The organism is Pseudoalteromonas sp. NZS100, from assembly GCF_015864815.1.
Classification (GTDB): Bacteria; Pseudomonadota; Gammaproteobacteria; order Enterobacterales; family Alteromonadaceae; genus Pseudoalteromonas; species Pseudoalteromonas distincta.
In genome coordinates, this window is record NZ_JADYWM010000006.1 from 18,621 (window position 1) to 41,131 (window position 22,511).

11 protein-coding genes are annotated in these 22,511 nt (G+C 39.9%); 4 read left to right on the forward strand and 7 right to left on the reverse strand.

Features of this window, described 5'->3' with window-relative positions; all coding sequences use genetic code 11:
- Nucleotides 1-29: 29 nt before the first annotated feature.
- Nucleotides 30-1,019: a glucokinase gene (gene glk / locus I6E69_RS07870; RefSeq protein WP_149602791.1), complete on the reverse strand. Its 990-nt coding sequence runs from the start codon at nucleotides 1,017-1,019 to the stop codon at nucleotides 30-32.
- Between the two features lie 290 nt (nucleotides 1,020-1,309).
- Here glk and I6E69_RS07875 point away from each other — a divergent pair, with 290 nt between their 5' ends.
- The 3 genes from I6E69_RS07875 (at nucleotide 1,310) to I6E69_RS07885 (ending at nucleotide 7,766) form a co-directional block, all read left to right on the forward strand.
- Nucleotides 1,310-2,326 carry a LacI family DNA-binding transcriptional regulator gene (locus I6E69_RS07875; RefSeq protein WP_024596123.1) on the forward strand — a complete coding sequence of 339 codons (1,017 nt, stop codon included), beginning with the start codon at nucleotides 1,310-1,312 and terminating at the stop codon, nucleotides 2,324-2,326.
- Nucleotides 2,327-2,600: 274 nt separating this feature from the next.
- Complete coding sequence (locus I6E69_RS07880) at nucleotides 2,601-5,786, forward strand: TonB-dependent receptor (protein WP_024596124.1); 3,186 nt, start codon at nucleotides 2,601-2,603, stop codon at nucleotides 5,784-5,786.
- A gap of 72 nt (nucleotides 5,787-5,858) precedes the next feature.
- Complete coding sequence (locus tag I6E69_RS07885; RefSeq protein ID WP_149602792.1) at nucleotides 5,859-7,766, forward strand: S9 family peptidase; 1,908 nt, start codon at nucleotides 5,859-5,861, stop codon at nucleotides 7,764-7,766.
- Between the two features lie 251 nt (nucleotides 7,767-8,017).
- Here I6E69_RS07885 and I6E69_RS07890 read toward each other — a convergent pair whose 3' ends face one another.
- From I6E69_RS07890 to I6E69_RS07915, 6 genes are all read right to left on the reverse strand, one after another.
- On the reverse strand, nucleotides 8,018-10,432 hold the full coding sequence (locus I6E69_RS07890) for a glycoside hydrolase family 15 protein (protein ID WP_197120993.1): 2,415 nt from the start codon (nucleotides 10,430-10,432) through the stop codon (nucleotides 8,018-8,020).
- Between the two features lie 9 nt (nucleotides 10,433-10,441).
- Nucleotides 10,442-11,941: an MFS transporter gene (locus I6E69_RS07895; protein ID WP_039489899.1), complete on the reverse strand. Its 1,500-nt coding sequence runs from the start codon at nucleotides 11,939-11,941 to the stop codon at nucleotides 10,442-10,444.
- Complete coding sequence (locus tag I6E69_RS07900) at nucleotides 11,934-13,793, reverse strand: alpha-amylase family glycosyl hydrolase (RefSeq protein ID WP_197120994.1); 1,860 nt, start codon at nucleotides 13,791-13,793, stop codon at nucleotides 11,934-11,936. The genes I6E69_RS07895 and I6E69_RS07900 overlap by 8 nt, the downstream gene beginning before the upstream one ends.
- Nucleotides 13,794-13,882: 89 nt before the next feature.
- Complete coding sequence (locus I6E69_RS07905) at nucleotides 13,883-15,739, reverse strand: glycoside hydrolase family 13 protein (RefSeq protein ID WP_197120995.1); 1,857 nt, start codon at nucleotides 15,737-15,739, stop codon at nucleotides 13,883-13,885.
- Entirely contained in the window at nucleotides 15,739-17,232 is a 1,494-nt protein-coding gene (locus I6E69_RS07910; protein ID WP_197120996.1) for a tryptophan halogenase family protein, read from the reverse strand. The genes I6E69_RS07905 and I6E69_RS07910 overlap by 1 nt, the downstream gene beginning before the upstream one ends.
- Before the next feature lie 104 nt (nucleotides 17,233-17,336).
- Nucleotides 17,337-20,129 carry a TonB-dependent receptor gene (locus I6E69_RS07915; protein ID WP_197120997.1) on the reverse strand — a complete coding sequence of 931 codons (2,793 nt, stop codon included), beginning with the start codon at nucleotides 20,127-20,129 and terminating at the stop codon, nucleotides 17,337-17,339.
- A gap of 663 nt (nucleotides 20,130-20,792) precedes the next feature.
- On the opposite strand from I6E69_RS07915, the gene I6E69_RS07920 reads away from it, so the two are divergent.
- On the forward strand, nucleotides 20,793-22,415 hold the full coding sequence (locus I6E69_RS07920; RefSeq protein WP_197120998.1) for an alpha-glucosidase family protein: 1,623 nt from the start codon (nucleotides 20,793-20,795) through the stop codon (nucleotides 22,413-22,415).
- The last annotated feature ends 96 nt before the right edge of the window (nucleotides 22,416-22,511 follow it).

The window sequence follows — 22,511 nt, forward strand, 5'->3', positions numbered from 1 at the left end:
CAAATACAACCTGTAAGACCAAAGCCCTATTAGCTATTGTGTAAACACGCAGCAGCGCCAATTAGCGGTATGTTGTCTTGTGTTACGAGTGTTACAGGGATTTGTCCTGCGTACTGCGACATAATACCCTTTTGCGAAAATCGTTCAACAAAACGACTCTCAAGAAGTCTCGCTTGCATACGAGGTAGTATTCCACCGCCAATAAATAATCCGCCTAAGGCGCCATAAACAACCGCTAAATCACCGGCAACACTGCCAATCCAATCACAAAACTGGTTTAAGGTTGCATCACACACATCACATTCACCACTATTTGCAAGGCTGCTAATTTGTGCGGCATCTAAATTTTTAGCTGTTACACCCTTAACCGCAGACATTGCTTTGTATAAATGCGTTATGCCAGGACCTGAGAAAACTGTTTCGATAGAAACATGGGGATGATCTTTTCTTAATTCATTCAATAATAAAGTATCGAGTTCATTAACAGGTGCAAGTGATATATGCCCCCCTTCTGAACTTAGCACTGCGGTAGATTGGGACGTTCTAACTAAGCACGCGGCACCAAAACCAGTACCTGGACCTATAACACCAATGTTTGCGTTATCATCAGCTTGACCTGATTTAACAATGACATTTTGTTTAGGATCTAAGTAAGGTGCAGCGTAAGCAAAGGCAGCAAAATCATTAATGACTTCAAGTTGTTGTAAATCAAAATGAGTTTTAAATTCACTGACGCTAAAATGCCAACCTAAATTGGTTAAATGCACTTGCCCAGCTTTTATTGGCCCTGCAACGGCTAAACATGCGCGTTTGGGTGCAATATGTGGGACTGTTTGTAAATATTGCTCGAGCGCACTTTCAAGAGAACCAAAATTGGCACTAGGAAAAATATTAATGTGCTCTATTATAAATTGGTTAGTCTGTTCATTAAAAGCAGTTATTAAAGCAAAGCGGGCATTAGTGCCGCCGACATCAGCAACTAAGATGGGATCAAATTGGGCAGAAGCGTTTGGGCTCATAGTATTATCTCTTTTGTTAAGCGACTCATGCTTATTATTTTACAATGGTGTACCATTGTTATTTATACTTTGAGCTATCACCTCAAAGTAGCTATCACAGTAAAAAATGCTGCCTATAAAGATATAGACAGCGAATACGTTTTGACAACAAAATGATAAAACACTGACATTATGACACCGGTGTCAGGAATTTATCAATAAAAATATACGTTAATTCACAAAAAGCTTGAAATTATTCATCAATAAACGAAAATGACACAATTATTTATCAATTTAATTAAGTTGTAACAATGAAAGGTAAAGCTACCTCATTTGATATTGCCCACTATGCAGGGGTATCTCAATCGACTGTATCTCGCGCTTTACGTAACAGCCACCTTGTTAATGAAGAAACACGCAAGCGTGTTTTCGATATAGCCAAAAAGCTTAATTATAAAGTTGATAAAAATGCGAGTAACCTTCGCACTCAACAAAGTAGTACGCTTGCATTATTGTTGTTTGAAGATCCCACTTCTGACGAGTCCCAAATAAATCCTTTCTTTTTAGCCATGCTTGGCAGTATTACCCGTGCTTGCGCTAAAGAAGGTTACGATTTATTAGTTTCATTTCAATCGGCCAGTGCTGATTGGCAAGCAGACTACGAAGACAGCCACAGAGCTGATGGCATTATTTTACTCGGGTATGGCGATTACATTGATTACCAACCAAAATTCAACACCTTACTTGAACAAAACACTAAGTTTGTTTGCTGGGGTGCAACGGTAGATAACCGTCCCGATTTAACTGTTTGTTGTGATAACTACGGTGGCGGTAAGCTCGCCGCTGAGCACTTTATTGCGCATAGTAGAACTGATTGCGCTTTTATTGGTGATGCCTCTGATCACAGCCCCGAATTTTTTAGTCGTTTTCAGGGTTTTAAAGATGAGCTATTGGCTAACAACGTTAAAATAAATGAACGTAAAATGGCTAATGCTATCTCTACTGAAGAATCTGGCTATCACGCAACACGCTCACTAATTGCTAATAATATTAAATTTAACGCCTTATTTGCTGCAAGTGACTTAATTGCTATTGGGGCTATACGTGCACTTAAAGAAGCAAATATTAACGTGCCAAAAGATGTTGCGGTAGTCGGCTTTGATAACATAGCCATTGCTAGTTATGTAAATCCCCCCTTAACTACAATAGAGCAAAACACCACTATTGCTGGGCAAATGTTAGTAGAGAACCTATTAAAACTGATACGTGGTGAAGAAGTACAAAGCACCCTGTTGCCTCCTATTCTCATTCCTAGAAAGTCAAGCTGAGCCTTCTCTTTCCATGTATATGCCGATTACGTCCATTCACATTCGTTTACAAACAAAAAAAACATTTAAAAACAGTTAATTAAAAAATATTTAGCGAAAAAAATCACTTTTAAGACCCAAAAAAGGCTGTTTCAGCACCTTTTGCATAGTTACTCACCATTAACCGCATTTACTATTTAGTTTCAACAATGTAAATTTATTGTGATGCTATATTTCACTTTGTTTAATTTATGATTTATAGCCTAAATAACAATAATATCTCAGGGATTTACATATGTTTAAAACTAAAGCACTATCAAATGCAATAAGATATTCTTTATTGCTAGGATCTGTAGCCTTAGCGCCTAACGCGCTAGCCCAGGAAAATGACTTAAACTCAGACGTTGAACTAGAAGAAGAAGCGCCAGAGCGAATTGTTGTTACAGGTTCGCGTATAAGAAAAGCTGAATTTTCAAATGCATCGCCAATTCAAATTATCAACGGTGACTTATCTCGTGAAATGGGTTTATTTGATGCAGGTTCAATGCTCCAGTCAACTAGCCAAGCGGCTGGTGCTCAAATAGATAATACATTTGGTGGTTTTGTACTAGATAACGGTCCAGGCGCTGCAACAATCGGATTTCGTGGTTTAGGTGCTGAGCGTACTCTTGTACTTATCAACGGTCGAAGAATGGCTCCCGCAGGTGTAGGTGGTGCGCCAACTTCACCTGATTTGAACTTAATACCAGGTGTAATGATTGAGCGTGTAGAGAATTTATTTGATGGCGCATCAACCGTTTATGGTTCTGATGCGGTAGCGGGTGTAGCTAACGTAATATTAAAAAAAGATGTTGAAGGCTTTATTTTTGATGCATCTTACCGTCAACCTAAAGGTGAAGGCGGTGAAGAAACTGTACTTTCGGGTATGTGGGGCAAAACCATGGATAATGGTTTTATCACCGTTGGTGTTGAATATTCAGAACAGAAATCTCAATCTTTAGCTGGCAACCCTTTTGTTAAAGGGTGTGAAGAGCGTATTTGGGAAGCTGAAGATGGCAGTATCGTAACCCGAAACAGTGGCTATGGTCCTGTAGCAAGCGGTGAAGATTCATGTGACATTTTCCCTCTAACAAACCGTATTAGCGTACCATCTTTCTTTGGTAGTGTTTATTATACACCTGACTTTACAAACACTGGTATTCCAAACTTCAGTGAATCAACTGTACCATCAAGTCTTGAAGGGTTTTTACCTTCATGGGTAGCGGGCGATTTTGATGGCGATGGTATCAATGATGGTGTATTTGTAGATGGTAACGGCGATGGTTTCCGTGACGTTGATTTCCAAGACCCTCTATACGCTTTCCAACAATCTGATTATTACAAAAGTGGTGATTACAGAAGTAAAAATGAACGTATTTCACTAATGCTTAATGGTGAATATAACTTCCAAGATGATAACGATACAACTTTCTACTACGAAGGTTTATACGCTAGTCGTAAATCACCAATTTTTAGCCCAGGTGCACAGATATTCCAACAAGTAGCGGCATCAAACCCATATAACCCTTGTGGAACAAACGGTATTGACTGTTTTGGCGTGTTAGGTGTGGGCCCTGGTGGACCAGAAGCCGTTCAGCCAATCATCAATATTCGTGGTGACCGTGATCAAACTGAGGTTGAAGTTTCACAATATCGTTTAGTTACTGGTGTTACTGGTAATCTTGGTATGTTTGAAAACATCGGTTTAGACAATTGGTACTACGACGCGTCTGTATCGTACAGCGCATCAAAAGGTACTGACCACCGTGTTGGTATTGATGAAGAGCGCTTAATTAACTCATTAGAAACCGCTGTTCTTAATGATGATGGTACTGTTACCTGTGGTACCGGTTCTGATGGATGTGTTCCTGTTAATTTATTTGCAGATAGTATTTATCAAGAAGGTGGCGGTACGCTTTCACCTGAAGAAGCTGCTTACTTATTTATCGACCGCGATATCGAAACTAAAGTAAACCAGTTTGTTTTCAATGCATTCATGGGTGGTGATTTCTTCGCATTACCATGGAACAACGAAACTGTTGCAGGTATCGTTGGGGTTGAATATCGTCGTGATGAAATTGAATCAAATCCAAATGCTGCTGCATCTCAAGGCTTACTATGGGGCTATTTTGCTGACCAAGGCGCTGATGGCTCACGTAACTTAAAGGAAATATTCACAGAAGTTGAATTCCCTTTACTTAAAGGTGTTAAAGGCGCTGAAGAACTTACATTTACAGCTTCTGGCCGTGTTTCTGAAGAATCTTTCTACGATGCAGAATCAACTTATAGTCTTAAAACAATTTACCGTCCTGTTGAGTGGTTTACTCTACGTGCAACAAAAGGTACTTCGTACAGAGCACCTAACCTACGCGAGCGTTTCTTAAACGGTACGTCTGGTTTTAATACAGTTGCCGATCCATGTGTTGTTCCGGAAGATGCTCGTAATATCGACCCATTGAACCCAGGTTCAGCAGCTACATATAATGCAGCTGAAGAAACACGTGATACAGCTGTACTAAACGCTTGTCAAGCATCAGGTATTGATCCAACTACTCTTGGTTTAGGTCAAAATGGAACTGACTCATACACTGCTGCTTACAGCGCTGAGATTGAAACTGGCGGTACAACTGAGCTTAGTGCTGAAACATCAGTAGCTAAAACATATGGTTTTATCTTTGAACAACCGTTCACTGATGCATTTGATTTAACAATGTCATTAACTCGTTTTGATATTGAAGTAACGAATAGTATTGCAGAACCAAGCGCTGGTTACAGTATTGGTCAGTGTTATTCTGCTGATGGTAATGATGCTTTCTGTAGCCGTATCGGGCGTGATGAAAATGGTCAAATTGATTTAGTTGATGCTAGCTTTATCAATATTGGTTTAATCTCATCTAAAGGTTTTGATTACAATATCTACTTTGAAACAGATACAGTAATCGCAGAAGAAAACCTAGGTATTACACTAGATCTTCAAGCTACTCGCATGACAGAGCAAGTTTTTGACGTGCTTGGTACTATTGATGACAATATGGGCGAACCAGATTCTCCAGAATGGCGTGGTACCGCTCGCTTACAACTTAAATACTCTGATTTTAGATTTAACTGGGAAACGCGTTTCATCGGTAAAGGTCGTGAAGATGAGGATGATTTAGGAGAATTTGAAGAAGGCACTGCAGGTTGTCGTGGTTTAACTGACGCTAACGGTGAAGCACTTAAATGTCGCCCAGTTGGCTTCACCGATGACTACTTTGTACATAACATCGGTATGACTTGGTCTAACGATGCTTATAAAGTGAACTTTGGTGTTCGTAACGTGTTTAATGAAGCTCCTCCTAAAGTAGATCCAAGTGGTTCTTTTTCAAACACTAATATCCCTCTAGGTGTTGGTTATGACACTTCAGGTCGTAGCCCATACATCAGTTTTACAGCTTCTTTTTAATTAGAATTGGCTGAGTAAATATTCAATCCAGATGGCCTAAAATTTTAGGCCATTTTTTTTGAGGGAATAAAAATGAAATTTAAAAAAAGAATATTAGTAGGATTAACCCTACTAGGCCTATCTTCTTTTGCTAATAGCGAAACTGAAGATGCGGCACAAGTAAGCAGTATTGATGCTTTCTCAATGTCATCTGCTATACGCAGTGTTGTAGCATCACCTGATGGTAAGAAGCTTGCTATTTTAAGAGCGACTACTAAAAATGGTGACTATATAATTGAGATAAGAGATCCAAATAACCTAGATGCAGAGCCTGTAAGATTAGGCGCTGATAAAATGCTGATATCTTCAATCGTATGGTTAAACGATGAAAAACTTGGCGTTATGTTTAGGCAAATATTAGAAGATGGAAGTCGCAAATACTGGGTTAATAAGTTTGCAATAACCGATGCAGATGGTAAAGGCGACTGGCTATTACCATTTAAGAAAAAACGAAATGTTCAATTTAATATAATAAATATACTTCCTGACAAAAAAGATGAAGTATTAGTAGAGGTTGATATTAATAATAACTACATTCCAGATGTAGTGCGCTTTAATATTAATACTGGACGAAGCGTTACTGTAATGCGCGGAAATGAAAAAGTATCAGGCTCATTCGTTTCTGATTACGACGGTGAAATAAGAATAGCCCAAGGTTGGAATAAGTCTGATAACGCAATCGATTATTATGCCCGAGATAAAGGTAATGATGATTGGAAAGTAATTAAGCAAGTTAGTCCTAAAAAGCGTGAAAACTTTGAGATTTTAGGGTTTGCGAAAGGTAACCCTAACGAAGTTTATGTTAATGCCAACTTAGGCGAAAATACGACTGGCATTTATATTTATAATATTAAAACAGGTCAGTATTCTGAACGTCAATTTGGTCTTAAGTCTGTAGATACCGATGGTGTAATACTTGATACCGACGGCACCTTACAAGGCTTTCGCTATACAACTAAGCAACCTAAGTTTTATTTCACAGATCCTAACCTACAAGCACTTAACGAATCTGTTGCGTCTTTATTTAAAGGTAAATTTGTACAAATCATCAGTAGCTCTGATAACGATAATGTATTAGTAGTGAGAGTATCTGCTGACGATAACCCTGGCAGCTATTACATTGTTACTAATAAACAGAAGTTAACTAAGATTGGTGATCGCCTTCCGTTTATTGATAAAAGTAAATTAGGAACCGTTAAATATATCTCTTATAAAGCAAGAGATGGACGTAAAATAAAAGCATACGTAACTATTCCTGCAACTAAAGGTCCTTACCCCGCAATAGTGCTCCCTCACGGTGGTCCTTGGGTTCGTGACTCTGTTGTATTTGATGACTGGGCACAGTTACTAGCCTATCATGGTTACGTAGTTATTCAACCAAACTACCGAGGTTCTACAGGTTACGGTTTGGAGCATTGGATAGCCGGTGATAATAACTGGGGCTTGAAAAAACAAGATGATTTAGACGACGCCGCACAATATTTAATAGATAAAGGTTTAGCAACAAAAGATAAGCTTGCTTTATTTGGTTGGAGTTATGGTGGTTATGCTGCATTTGCTGCATCTATGCGTGAAAACAACATATATAAATGTGTTGTTGCCGGTGCGGGTGTAAGTGATTTGAGCCGTATCAATGCAACTCTTAACGAAAATCGCTTTTTAAGTATCTTACAACGCCCTACTATTTCTGGTGTCTCTCCTGTAGAGCAAGTAAATAAAGTAAATATTCCTATACTGGTTGTACATGGCGATATCGACAGTCGTGTTCCAGTAAAACACAGTAGAGACTTTGTATCTGAGCTTGAAAAGTACAAAAAAGACTTTAAATATATTGAGCTAGAAGATGCTGATCACTTTTCTGATACGCTTTTCTACGATCATAAAAAAGAGTTTTATACAGAGTTGTTATCTTGGTTTGATAATAAATGTGGCCTCAAATAATGTAATAAAAGGGTGGCATTCATTTCATATGAAGAGCACCCTTTATACCAAATCGCCTAATTAGGTGATCTATTTTGAGGTATGAAAATCGTACTGATAACAAGATAAAAATTTCGTTATCTTGTTATTACCAACAAATAATTAAGTATTACTGCTTATTCATATTAGTTTAAATACAGAATTACTGAATAGTAAAAAGGCTTCTAAATTTATTTAGAAGCCTTTTTTTAATAACTGCAACATGCTTTATATTAGTCTTTAAGCGACTCGGCTACCACAGGGTAATAATCCCAAACTTGTTTGTCGCTCAATGAACGGACTAATTTAATATACTCGGCATGAGTCCATGCCAATGGTGTTGCTGAATTAGTTCCCTCGCCTAGCTCATAACCTGCTTTGTTAATCCCTACACCATCCCATACTTGCTCTGGTAACATAAGGCCGTTATTAGCAAATTGCTCTAAGCCTTTTACATAGCTGTTTTTAATTTGCGCCTGTTTAGCATCATCCAGAGCGTTGTTTGCATTAGCTGCTGCGATTTCGTAATGCCCGCGCTCACCGGTGAAAAATGGCCATACACGGCCACGTTGGCCTGGTGTATTACTACCACCCTCAGCATAGTTTGTGCCTTTAACTTCATCTTCACCGTAGCCATCATTACCATAGCGGCGGTAGCCTGCAAAAGTGCCGCTGCCATCGTCAAAGCTAAAGCTGTATTTTACTTGTAGGTTATCTTCAAGCGTTTCGTCATCGTACTCAGGTAGTGTTTTAACGATGCTTTCATCATTTGCACCGCGTACGCCATAGCGTACTAACTCTAAAAAGCCGCCATCTAAAATTTGCTTTTTATTAAACCCTTCGCGGCCATTATTAGCGTTAATTTTAGTGTTTGAGTTTGCATCGGTATCTTGGCCTATACGAATAAAGTATTCGCCATCGCTATTCTCGCCTTTTAAATTACCTTCGGTAGTAAACATTTGCGATTCAATATCGCTGCTGTATTTTTTAGCCGTGGCAAGGTAGCGCTGCGCGTTTTTATCATCACCGCTAAGCGTTGCGATATCGCTTGCGGTAATAAGGCCTGCCACTATTGCTGCAGTTGTAGAAGGCGAATAACCACTTTGCTCTTCCCAGCGCTCTTGTTGTGTTGCCGGTGGTGTAATTTGTGTGTCGTTCCACAAAATTTTAGCAAGTCCCCCCTCGACTAAAAAATCGGCCGCTGGTTTTAACATTTTGCCGTACCAGCTTTTTAGCTCTTCATCGCTAAGTACATTGGCTTTATGTAACTTCCATGCCAGCATAATAGGCATAGCAGTTTGATCAAGCTGTACGCCTACCCATTCTAATTCACCATCGACGTGTGTTTTTTGTAAAAACCAGCCGGTATCGCCTTTATTACCTGGTGTTTTGCTGTTTACTTGCACTTTTTCAAGGTATTCGAACGCTGTTTTTGCTGTGGCAGTATCGCCAAGCGCCATAAATGCCATGGCTACTTGATAAAAATCGCGCACCCATACCGCTTTATAACCCGTAGAACCTTCTTTGGCTGAAACCGTTTCGCCCCATGGGTTAGATAAAGAAGCAATTAATGCCCCTGCGTGTGTTTTATCTTCTTGTGCTTTTAGAACCATGGCGCTTGTGTATAAAAGCTTACCGTTATCGGCTGTTTGTTCAATCATTTTATTGAGCAGTTTGAGACTTTGTAGGTAATCTTGCCAGCCTAGCGCTTCACCCTTACCGTTATAGTGATCAAGCACCGCTTTATAGCCTTTTGCTAAGCTTTTTTCGCCTTGCTTTATACTTTGCTGCTGCGTTTTGCCAAAGCTAAGGGCTAAATCAAAGGTAGTATTTGCACTTATCTCGCCAAGCTCTGCAAGCATGCTTACATTACCTGCTGTATCGCCGGTATTTGTGTATTGTGTATTTATAGATTGCGTAGTTTTAAGTGTGTTAATACCATCGCTTTCACCTGTAAACCCTACCGTTTTTGCTTTAAATGGTGATGAGGATTGAAGTGATAAATAGTTATCGTCTTCCCATGCGACAAGCCCTTGCTCTGTTGTTTTAGCAAAGTCACCTAGCCCGTTATTATTAATATACGGATTAACAGACACATATGCTTTTAGCCCTTCAAGCTCAGTGTTAAATACACTGCGTACAAATAATGTTTGCCCATCTGGGTCAGTAAAAATGTGTTTTTCTAGGCTAAAGCGCCCTTGTTTATCAGTGCTAATTACTTTATAAGCCAGAGAAAGTGGGCGACCTTGTGCATCTTTATGTAAGTAATCAATGGTGACATCTAAATCATCAGCTTCACTAACGGTAAAGTCTTTACCTGTTACTATAAATTGCATGTCTTTTATTTGAGCTTGGTGAATAAGCCCAAACATGGTTTCGGTGATCATACCTTTAGCAATTGAAAACCACACCTTAGATACATCGCCCGTTGCAGCTGAATCACTGTATTGGCCGTTTTGGTATTGCTCGTACGATGTACCAATACCGGTTTTACCCGCATAAGCCCAAAAAGGCTCTGCGCCTGGGGCGCCTGGTGCTGATGTAACCTGTGCTGTGGTACTTTCGTTAGTTGTGTTTGTGTTTTGAGCGCCGCAAGCCGTTAAACCTAACGTTAAAAGTGAGGCGGTTATAAGGTTATATTTTTTCATTGTGTGTCCTTAATGTGAATTTTTAACGCGCATTACCGCAACGGCAGCGACAACGAACGAGGCTGCACCAATTAACAATGCGTAAATAGGCTGATTAGAAAATACGTGGCGTAAAATGAGCCCTAAAATGCTGGCGGCAAGTAACTGAGGTATAACTATAAAAAAATTAAAAATACCCATGTAAACGCCCATTTTATTACTTGGCAGTGCGTTACTTAGCATGGCGTAAGGCAGCGATAAAATAGACGCCCACGCAAACCCCACCCCAATCATAGGAATAAGTAACATTTTAGGGTCTTGAATAAACATAAAGCTTGCAAGACCTAACGCGCCCAGCAATAAATTAAAACAATGCGCGCCTTTTAACCCCATTTTTTTAACTAAAAACGGAATACACATAGCGGCAATAGCTGCAAAGCCATTGTAGGCGGCAAATAAAATACCCACCCAGTCTGCACCATCGTTAAATGCTTTAGAGGTTGCATCGCTACTACCATAATGAAAGCTTGTTACTGCTGCGGTGGTATAAATCCACATGGCAAATAAAGTAAACCAGCTAAAAAACTGCACCCATGCAAGCTGCTTCATGGCTTCTGGCATTGTAAATACATCTTGTACTACTTGGTAAAAACCACCTTGAGTTTTGTTAGCATTTTTAAGCGCTGCTGCAATCCACTGCACAATACCAAACGCTAATAAACCACCAGCAAGTAGGTATAACTCTTTTTCAAGGGATAAGCCCATTACTAATGCAAGGGTTGCTAAACCTAACACCACAAAAATAATGGCGCCTTTATTAAAATTAATATCAACCAGCTTGCTGGTAGTTGGTTGAGCGCTTTGCTTTTCAAACTCAGCTAATTGCTCTGGGCTGTACTCTTTTGTACGTGTAACGGTCCAAAGCACAGCAACAAGTAGCACCACCCCACCCCAATAAAATGAGTATTTAACAGACTCTGGAATTTGCCCAGGCGCTGCAGTATTACTTACATCAAACCAGTTGGTCATCATCCATGGTAATGCTGAGGCTAGTACCGCACCAATACCAATAAAAAAGCTTTGTAACCCGTAACCTGTAGCGCGTTGTTTTTCTGGCAAGTTATCGCCAACAAGTGCTCTGAAAGGTTCCATGGTTACGTTGATTGACGCATCCATAATCCATAACATACCAGCGGCAATCCAAAGCGTTGGTGAATGCGGCATAATAAATAGTGAAAGCGTTGTTAATACTGCGCCTATAAAAAAGAACGGGCGACGACGACCAAAGCGCCCCCACGTTTTATCGCTCCAGTAACCAATAATAGGCTGTACGATTAAGCCAGTAAGCGGGGCTGCAACCCATAGAATGGGAATATCATCAACTTGTGCGCCTAATGTTTGAAATATTCGGCTCACGTTACCGTTTTGCAGGGCAAAACCAAACTGTATGCCTAAAAAGCCAAAGCACATGTTCCATATTTGCCAAAAACTTAAATTTGGCTTATCGGTATTATTATTTTGATTATTCATTGCTAGCCTTATTTGTTAATACTGCGCTGCTAAATGCATCAAGTGTGAGTGTGAAGCTTGCGCCTTGAGACCCTGATGTGATCTCGGTGCTGTGCTGCTCAAGTAAGTCATGTAATTGAGTGTGCTCGCTAAGTACCGCTAATTGCTCTTTTGATAAATTAACCGTAATTGTTTGAGGTTGTTCACTAAAGTTGCTTAATACGTACAGCGTTTGTTGGCCAAGTTTGCGCGTAAAACCTACAACTCGCTCACTTCCTGTAACGCTAAGCTCAGTCATTTCTCCGCCTACTACAGCAGGTAAACTATTAAGTGACATAACCGCTTTGTAGTAATCACGAAGTGCTACTTGCTCTTGTGTTAAATTAGCACCGTCAAACTTGCCATTATTCATCCATGCTTGGTGCGCTGGCACGCCAATGTAGTCAAAAATACTGGTGCGAGTAGGTGTTCCAAAACCTGCGTTTTCTGAACCATCTTCTCCCACATCTTGGCCAAAATATAATAACGTGGGTGCGCGGCTCATTAAGTTTGAAACCACCATGGCCGGTTTACCCCAAGCAGCATTACCTGCAAAGTCGGGGCTTGCGATACGTTGTTCATCATGATTTTCTAAAAAGTGCAGCATGTGTGCTTCAATATCAGTAACTTGGCTTTGGGCAGCAAAAATAGCATTAGCAGCTTGCTTACCCTGCATAATGGCTTTTAATGTGTCGTAAAAGCCCACTTTATCGTAAAGGTAGTCCATTTTACCTTGGTGAATATACGCACGGTACATTAACGGGTTATACACTTCGGCTAATAAAAAGGCGTCGCTTTTTTGCATTTTTATCGACGAATTTAAAAAACTCCAAAATTCTACAGGCACCATTTCGGCCATGTCGTACCTAAAGCCATCAACGCCTTTATCTAACCAAAATAGCGCTATGTCTCTAAATTTGTACCAGCTGTTAGGGAGCTCTTTACCTTGCCAAAACTCGTAGTGAGCACGGTAATCCTTGTCTTTATAGTCGTTTGGCAGCTGAGCAAAATCGTAGCTACCATCTGGCTTTACGCCATAATTTACTTTTACTGTTTCGTACCAATCGTTTATGTCGGGTTTTGCTGCACGGGCACCATTACCTGTCCATTTAGCGGGTGTTTCATCAAAAAAGCCATCAGCTAGTGGGCTTTCATTACCCCCTAATGCTTTATACTCTGGCGATGTTGGCACCTGAAAAGACTGCCCTGGTACGTAGTAAAAGTTATTGTTTTTATCGTACGTTTTACTGGTGTCGTCTTGCGCGCCAAAATCTTCAACCCCTTTAGGCTTTCCTAATGATTGATAATTTCGCGCAACATGGTTAGGCACTATATCAATAATGACTTTCATACCGTGGTTATGTGTACGTTCAATAAGCTGGCTAAACTCTCCCATGCGGTTCGTCACATTAACGGCTAAGTCGGGGTTAACATCGTAGTAATCCTTAATTGCGTACGGTGAACCTGCACGGCCCTTTACTACATCGGGGTCATCTTGCGAAATGCCGTAGTCGGTATAATCGCCTACTAACGCATGGTGTAACACACCGGTATACCAAACGTGCGTGATACCTAGCTCTTTAATGCCTTTTAGGGCTGCATCGTTAAAGTCGGCAAATTTACCTACACCATTTTGATCTTTAGTGCCCCATGGCACATTGGCTGTTTCGGTATTACCAAACAAACGGGTAAATACTTGATATACAACCGGCTTGGTAAGCTCATTTTGCGTGTGTGCAGGTGGTTGCTGTTGTTCAGGTTTGTTATTTTCTGAACACCCTGTAGCAATAAGTGCACTACAAAGTACTGCGGGTACATAAACTGATTTTTTCATTGTGTGTCTTTTTTGTCAGTATTGTTATTAACTTTATACTAAAGATTACTGCAGCAACCATACAGTTGCTGCATACGTATTCAGGTAAACTATTGAGAGGTATTTATAATTAATACCGTTGCACTCATTGCCGGTAAAGCAACTGTATTACCCAACACCTGTGTTTTGTGGGTGAATAAGTTAAGTGCTTTGGTATTTTTTGGTATTACTTCCTGCATATACTCAATATTCTTAGTTAGCCCTTTTGTGTTTTTATTCATAAATACCAACACAGTTTGCTCGTCGCTAATACGCGCGTAACTATACACGCCTTGTTGAGGCGTAAAGTGCACAAGTTTTCCTTTATCAAGTGCTGAGCTGCTTTTTCTAAAATTAAGCAAGGTACTAATTGTTTTGTGCATGTCTTTTTGCTGTTTTGTTAGCCCCTCGCCCGTAAAGGCGTTCCGAGTTTGGCCTTTAAATCCACCTGGGAAGTCTATTCTAATATCGCCATGGTCTTTACTTGGGGTGTTATCTAATAGCACTTCCGTACCGTAATATATTTGGGCTATACCACGCGTGGTTAAAAACAAGGTCATCGCCATTTTAGTTTTGGCTACGTCTTGGCCAAGCTCAGTGTAAACACGGCTCATATCATGATTATCTGCAAATACCATAATGTTATTAGTATCAGGGTATAAAAAGTCATTAGCTAACGACTCATAGACTTTAACCCAGCCCGTGTTCCAGCTTTCTTCTTCATTTAGCGCTTGAATTACCGACTCTTGCAAAGAAAAGTCCATCACGCTTGGTAAGCTTGATGTATAACCATCTTGGTTATGCTTGCCACGTTGCCAGTAAGAGGCAATAGCAGGGTTTGACGTCCACTCTTCTCCAACAATATTAAAGTTTGGGTACTCCTGCATTATGGCTTTTGTCCAATCACTCAAAAATGCTTTATCTGAATATGAGTAGGTATCAACTCGAATTCCGCTTAAATCAGCGTATTCTATCCACCAAATAGCATTTTGAATTAAATACTCGCTTAACAGTGGTTGGCGCTGATTTAAATCAGGCATGGTTTCTACAAACCAACCATCGTTAAACTGGCGCTTATCGTATTCACTGGCGTGTGGGTCTTGTATAGTTTGGCGTGCATGGCTTGTGGCGTTTTTACCTTTTTTAAACTCACCATTAAAGTTAATCCAATCTTTAGTTGGCTTATCTTTAACCCAAGTATGTTCAGAGCCAAAATGGTTAAGAACCATATCCATTACTAGACCTATACCCTGCTCTTTTGCTTTTACCGAGAGCGTTTTATATAACTGGTTTGAGCCCATACGTGGGTCAACTTTATAAAAGTCTGTAATTGCATAACCATGGTAAGAATAATTAGGCATATTGTTTTCAAGCACTGGGGTAAGCCAAAGCTGTGTTACGCCTAAATCGTTTAAATATGGAAGTGCGTTTATAACACCTTGTATATCACCACCGTGGCGCCCACCCTTAGTACTAGGATCAGCGGCTTCTAACATGCTAGGAACGCTATCGTTTTGTTTATCACCATTAGCAAAGCGATCGGGGTTAATTAAATAAAGAGTATCGGATGATGTAAACCCTTGGCGCTTTGCGCTGTTTTTACCCCGTTCAAGTAGTGAAAACTCAAAATTTTGACTCGCTTCGCTGCTGTTAAACTCAAGCGTTCCTGCTTTAGCGGTATCAGTAATAGTAATATTTAAAAATACATAATTTGGGTTATCTGTACGGGTTACTTTATTTAACTTAACACCATTGTATTTAGCTAATTTAATTTGCTCGTTTGCAATATTTTGCTCATGCACCATGATGGTTATGGTGTTTTTGTTCATGCCAACCCACCAATTAGCAGGCTCAACGTTAAGTGCGTAGCTAATGGTTGGTAAAGTACAAGCACTTACAAGTAAAAGTGTGTTTAAAAATCGCATCATCAGGCCTTTTTAATTTTTGCTAAAAAATCTTTATGAGTGGGTAATTGATCTACCGTTGAGGTAATAAGCGTTTTTAGTGTTGAGAATAAATCGTTTAGTTGTTCACTACTGAGTGAGTCAACAATGCTGTTGTAATCTTCGGGGATAAGTCCTTGGCCAATAAACACCTGTTGCCAGGCAACTTCGGCAAATAATTCGTCGTTTTCGCGCACTACTTTGCCAGTTTCCTTAAATAATTTGAGCTTGTGGGCCAATGAGTGAGGAATGTCCATTTGCTTGCATTGTCGCCAAAAAGCAGAATCTTCTCGCTCCGTCAGTTTGTAATGCAAAATAATAAAATCGCGTATGTGCTCTATTTCTATCACGCTTTGCTTATTAAATTCAGTAACTAAAGTTTCGCTTATGCCATGATGTGGAAACAGCTTTATTAAACGGGTTACTGCACTTTGTATTAAGTGGATACTAGTTGACTCTAACGGCTCTAAAAAGCCACTAGCAAGACCAACCGACACCACATTTTTATGCCACTGCTTTAAGCGCCGTCCTGTTTTAAATTTTATAACACGTGGCGCCGTAATGGGCTCAGCGGGTAAGTTTTTTAATAATAACTGCGTTGCTGCATCGTCAGATAAGTAACGGCTACAGTACACCAAGCCATTACCTATTCGGCTTTGCAGCGGTATTTGCCACTGCCAGCCTGCGCTGTGTGCAATTGAACGCGTATAAGGTTTTAGCTCGCTAGTACCTTGAGACTGCACCGCCACGGCGCTATCACACGGTAAATAATGAGACCAATCGACAAAACCTGTGTTAAGGGTTTGCTCTATGAGTAAGGCGCGCTGGCCTGTCGCGTCTATAAAAAGGTCGCCGTTTATCTGCTGTGTGTTACCAAGGGTTAATGATTTTATATTCCCTGATAGAGGGCATTGTTCAACCTGCTCTATTTTGGCATCAATATGCTCAACACCGCGTGATGTTGCGAGGTTTTTTAAAAACTCAGCATATAACGTTGCGTCAAAGTGATACGCATAACTCAAGCCAGGCAATTGTGTATTAGGTAGGGTATTTAAGGGTGCAAATTTATGTTGTTTAGCCGCTTGGTAGTTAAGAGAAAAGTCCCATAAGCTTTCTTCTGCACCGCTAATATGCCCTTTTACCCAAAAATTGTAAAAATCGCAAAAGGGGAAGTCTTTCCCAAATGAGCCAAAAGCATGCATGTAGCTATGAGAGGTGGTTTTCCAATTTTCGAACTCAATTCCTAGTTTTATAGATGCATTAGTAGCGTTTATAAAATCTTGCTCGTTAATACCCAGTGCATTGTTAAGCTGAATAATAGGCGGAATTGTTGCTTCACCCACACCTATAGTGCCAATAGTACTTGACTCAATAAGGGTTATTTTAATTACTTTACCTAACACTTTATTAAGCAAGGCGGCTGTTATCCACCCTGCCGTTCCCCCGCCTGCGATTACGACGTGTTTTATTGGTTTCATATTATTGTCCACGTTTACAGTTTAAAGCTTTGTTAAGTTTGATAAAGTAGCTATAAAAAAGCCCTTGTAAAACAAATTACAAGGGCTCCTACACACAACCTTTATTATAGCTTGTAGCTAAAGCCTAACAAGTAAGTACGACCGTAATCTTGGTAGTCACGAACTTGTAGCGCGTTATCGCCAGAAAGCGATGTAAACGGCTCTTCTGTTAAGTTTTGAACTTGGAACTGAATTGATAACCCTTCAAGACTTTCAACACCGGCCTCACTAAAGTCGTAGCCAGCTTGAATGTCCCAAATTGTTTCGCCTAGGATATCCACTTGCTCGGTATCAAAACCTAGCCCGTATACATCACCTTTAAAGGCACTACGTTTACGCATACTGGTACGCAGTTGAATACCATTCATTTCGTAGTAAACCGTTAAGCTTTGAATTTTGTCAGACAGACCCGGTAGTTCGTACTCATTGCCATTTCCATCTTCAATATCAGATTCAATACCTGTATGACTAGCAATTAAGCCAAAGCCTTCAAGAGACGGGTGGAAAATTTTAAATGGTAACGCTAGAGATAGCTCGTAACCGTATAGGTCACCGCCGCCGCCATTTACTTTACCACTGCCAGTACCTTCTGACGTAGCTGGGACTTCACCTGTTGATGGGTCCGCAACGCCCGACATATCAATTTCGTATTTACCATCAAAAATCCACTGGGTTAAGTCTTTATAGAAAAATGCAGCAGAGAAGTAACCTTCATCACTAAAGTAGTTTTCATAAGATAAATCGTAGCCTGTTGCTTCTTTAGGTTCTAGGTTAGGGTTACCACCCGATACAGACCAAAAGTTACCGTTTTCATCCGGTGTATCATTATATGATGCATTAACAGAGGCGTTCATTTCATCTATACGCGCACGTGAGATTGTTTTCGCTGCGCCAAAACGTATTGTTTGCTGCTCATCAAGCGCAAGTGATAAATTTAAGCTTGGTAAAACGTGAGAATAATCGTGACCAATATCTGTAGGTGAAGTAATGACTAGACCAGTATTCCCATCTACACCAAAAGCATTACCTTGAGAGGATTGATCTGTATGAACATAGCGCACCCCAATATTACCAGTTAATGGAAGACCACTTACTTCTGCATTAATATTAGCTTGTGCAAATGCTGAGGTGATTTCTTCTTTTACTGTCCACGACTTAGTTGCATGAGTTGAGCTAGTTAAACTTTCGTCAAGGGTTTCATAGTAACCATCATTAACTAAACCATTTACATCGTAGGCTATCATGTCTCCTAGCCCAATAAAGTCAAGGCCAACACTGCCTAAACGGTATTGCTCAGGTACACTAAGCATTCCTGGGTTTTCAAGAGAAAAATCAGTTAAAGTTAAGAAGTAACCTTGCGAATATTTAGACTTTTCACGTTCTTTATAACCTAAGCCAAATTCAATTGAACTAATGTATTCGTTTTCTAGTACTTTAGACGCTGCAAGTTTTAATGTAACTAATTCATCTTCAATAGTTGGAGCATTAATAAAACCGTCTTGAGCTTGGTTTACATACTCTGTGCCCGTTAATCCATATGCATCATTTAGTGCAGAGCTTGCACCCCACGAAAGCGGCCCACCTAATTGAATTAGATCATAATCGCTGTAATCTAAGTCATGTGAAAAAGTAGCGCCAGTATTGCCACCATTAAAAGCATAACCTAAGTTATCTGCAACACCGCGAGAATCACCACGCCCTGTACCTGAGTAGCTTTCAATACTCCAAATTTTACGGTCAACTTGCGAGTAGCTTGCGTCAAATTCTACTGACCATGAATCATCAATATCGTATTTAGTGTTAAAGCCAAATGCAGTTAGTTCAGCATCACGCTCTTGGTAATCGTTACGCACAACAACACGTTGGCCTTGTGTTACAGCACTTGTTATGAATCCACTTTCTGCATCTACTATAGCACTGCTTGCATCAATACTACCTTGACCCCAAGCAAAAGGAACTTCAATGCCGCGCAAAATTTGCTCGTCTGTAAAGTCTACATACAACGCATCAAACGTCATATTTAGTTTATCTGTAGGCGCTGCTTCTAGAACAAGCATTGCTGAATCACGTTCAAGCGTTGATGAACGAACATATGGCTTAGCACCGCCTAAAATTGAATACGAGTTACCATCTTCAGCAGTGAATTCAGGATAACCCCATGAATTCCAACGCTTTTCTTGGTTTGGCGAGCTCATGGTATTTAGTGCAAATGCAATACCAATGGTGTCATCAGCAAACTGGTCGATGTATGAGAAAGTGCCACGGTAACCGTCGTCGTTGCCGTCAGGGTTTAATTTATCAAAGCTTGTTTGCTCATACTGTCCATTTACTTGAACAACACGTTCACCTTTACTTAAAGGACGCACGGTTTGCATGTTAATTATGCCCGCAATACCTTCTGCTTCAATACTTGCATTAGGTGTTTTATAAACGGTAACGCCGCTCATAATTTCTGATGGGTAAAGGTCAAACTCTACGCCGCGGTTATCACCAATAGATACTTGCTCGCGGCCATTAAATGTGGTGCCACTTTCGTTTTCACCAAAACCACGAATTGATACTCTACTTGCGCGACCATCTAAGCGCTGCGCTGTTAATCCAGGTAAACGTGCAATAGACTCTGCAATAGATGAATCAGGTAGCTTACCTATATCTTCTGCTGAAATTGACTCAACGACTTGAGTAGAAAAACGCTTTGTGTTGATTGATTCTACAACACTGCCACGAAAGCCTTTTACTTCGATAACCTCAACGTCATCATTTTTAACTGTATCTTCTTGTGCTGCTACAGAGGCAAAGCTTGCTAATCCTGCAGTAGCCATTGCCAACGTTAATATACTTGGTTTGAACATAGACATGATGTTTTTCCCGTTACCCATATTGTGATACTCGCTTCTTTATTTGAGTGATAGTCAAACAGGCGAGCTAATTTTGTTGTCAGGATGAATATTAACGCCAGCTTTATTTTATTAACAACTTTATGCATACGTATTCAACAGTTATAGCACGACTTCACATTATTACAAACCTTGCCAAATAAACATTAAATAATTGATTTTATTGAAAATAAAACCATTGAAAATGACGCAGCTAACTTTATATGTAAAATCTACTGTATCAAAAACTAAAAGTTAACAGCACGCAATGTAAACAAAGTGAAACTAATTAGTATCGCTATTTAAAATAAGAAATATTAGACACAATTCAAATGTTTAATTGGTCAGACCATTAAATTCAAAACATAAAATATATTTTCTCTTGTATGACAAACCGTTATGTTTAATAAAGGTCAGAAAGTAAGTCAGTACCATAATTGGTAAACACCCAACACATAAATAAAACACCTTTAAGCTAGCTATAAGTACTTATTTTTAATAATTTAATTGCGTTAATTTTAGTGCATACGTATGCAGACTTTTTACAGCGTACAAGGCTTCACGTATGCTTTTTGCAAATAACGTGATTAATCGTAATCACAAATAAAAATAGTCTAAATACTGTGTGGAATGACGGAGAAAAGCATGACCCAAAAGCAGTGGTATAAAGGTGCGGTTATTTATCAAGTTTATCCGCGTAGCTTTCAAGATAGCAACAACGATGGCATTGGTGATTTAAGAGGGATTATTAATCGTATTGATTACATTAAAAGCTTAGGCGTTGATGCTATTTGGATTTCACCTTTTTTCAAATCGCCAATGAAAGACTTTGGCTATGATATTAGCGACTATCGTGACATTGACCCGCTTTTTGGTGACCTAAATGATTTTGATGAGCTAATAAGCGAAGCCCACACTCGTAATATTAAAATAATTATTGATCAGGTGCTAAGCCATACATCAGATCAACACCAATGGTTTACTGATAGCCGTGAAAATCAAAATAACAGTAAAGCCGACTGGTATGTTTGGGCTGACGCAAAAGATGATGGGACAGCCCCAAACAACTGGCTGTCTATTTTTGGTGGTGGTGCTTGGCAGTGGGAGCCTCGTCGCGGGCAATACTACCTACATAATTTTTTAACCGAACAACCGGATCTTAACTTTCATAACCCAGATGTTCGAAAAGCTGTGCTTGATAATGTTGAGTTTTGGCTTAAAAAAGGCGTTGATGGTTTTAGGCTTGATGCAATTAATTTTTGCTATCACGACGCGCAATTACGTGATAATCCGGCTAAACCAAAAGATAAGCGCCAGGGTCGTGGTTTTAGTGAAGATAATCCGTATGCATTTCAGTACCATTACTACAATAATACTCAGCCTGAAAATATTGAATTTATGCAAGATATTCGCACATTACTTAATAAATACCCAGGTACTGTATCGCTTGGCGAAATCTCATCAGAAGATTCATTAGCTACAATGGCGCAGTACACCCAAGGTGGCGACAAACTGCACATGGGTTATAGCTTTGAGCTATTAACAAATGATTACTCAAGTGAATATATTAGAACTACGGTTCAAACTCTAGAACAACGTATGACTGAAGGCTGGCCATGCTGGGCATTTAGTAATCATGATGTAGAGCGCGTAGCGAGCCGCTGGAGCGAAAATGGCGAAGTAAACCCTCAACAATGTAAAATGCTAACCGCCCTATTAGCTTCTCTTCGTGGCAGCGTGTGTATGTACCAAGGTGAAGAGCTAGGTCTAGGTGAAGCAAGTGTGGCATTTGAAGATTTACAAGACCCATACGGCATTACATTTTGGCCTAATTTTAAAGGGCGTGATGGCTGTAGAACACCAATGCCTTGGGATCTAGCTGATTCATCTCATGCAGGTTTTAGTGAAGTAAAACCTTGGCTACCCATTGATGATGCACATAAGCAGCAATCAGTAGCTATACAAACAGATGATAACAACTCAATTTTAAATGCCTACCGTGAGTTTATGGCATGGCGAAAAGGCCAAACAGTTTTACTTGAAGGTGATATTGAATTTATAGAAACGCCAGAGCCTATGCTTGCTTTTTATAGAACGCTTGGAAAGCAAAGAATGCTTTGTATGTTCAATCTCAGCGCTAAGCAAACAAGTATTGATATGCCAACATCAATCGTTAAAGAATACACCGAGCTTAGCCACCACAGCGCAAAGTTAGACCAAGGCACCACAACGCTTGAGCCTTACGCATGTTTTTACGCTCAGTGTTAATGACTCAAAAGTTGCGTTTAATGTTTACCTAAGTGCGTTACACACGAAAAAGCCCAAGCTATTCACTTGGGCTTTTTTGTATTTAACGCATTCTAG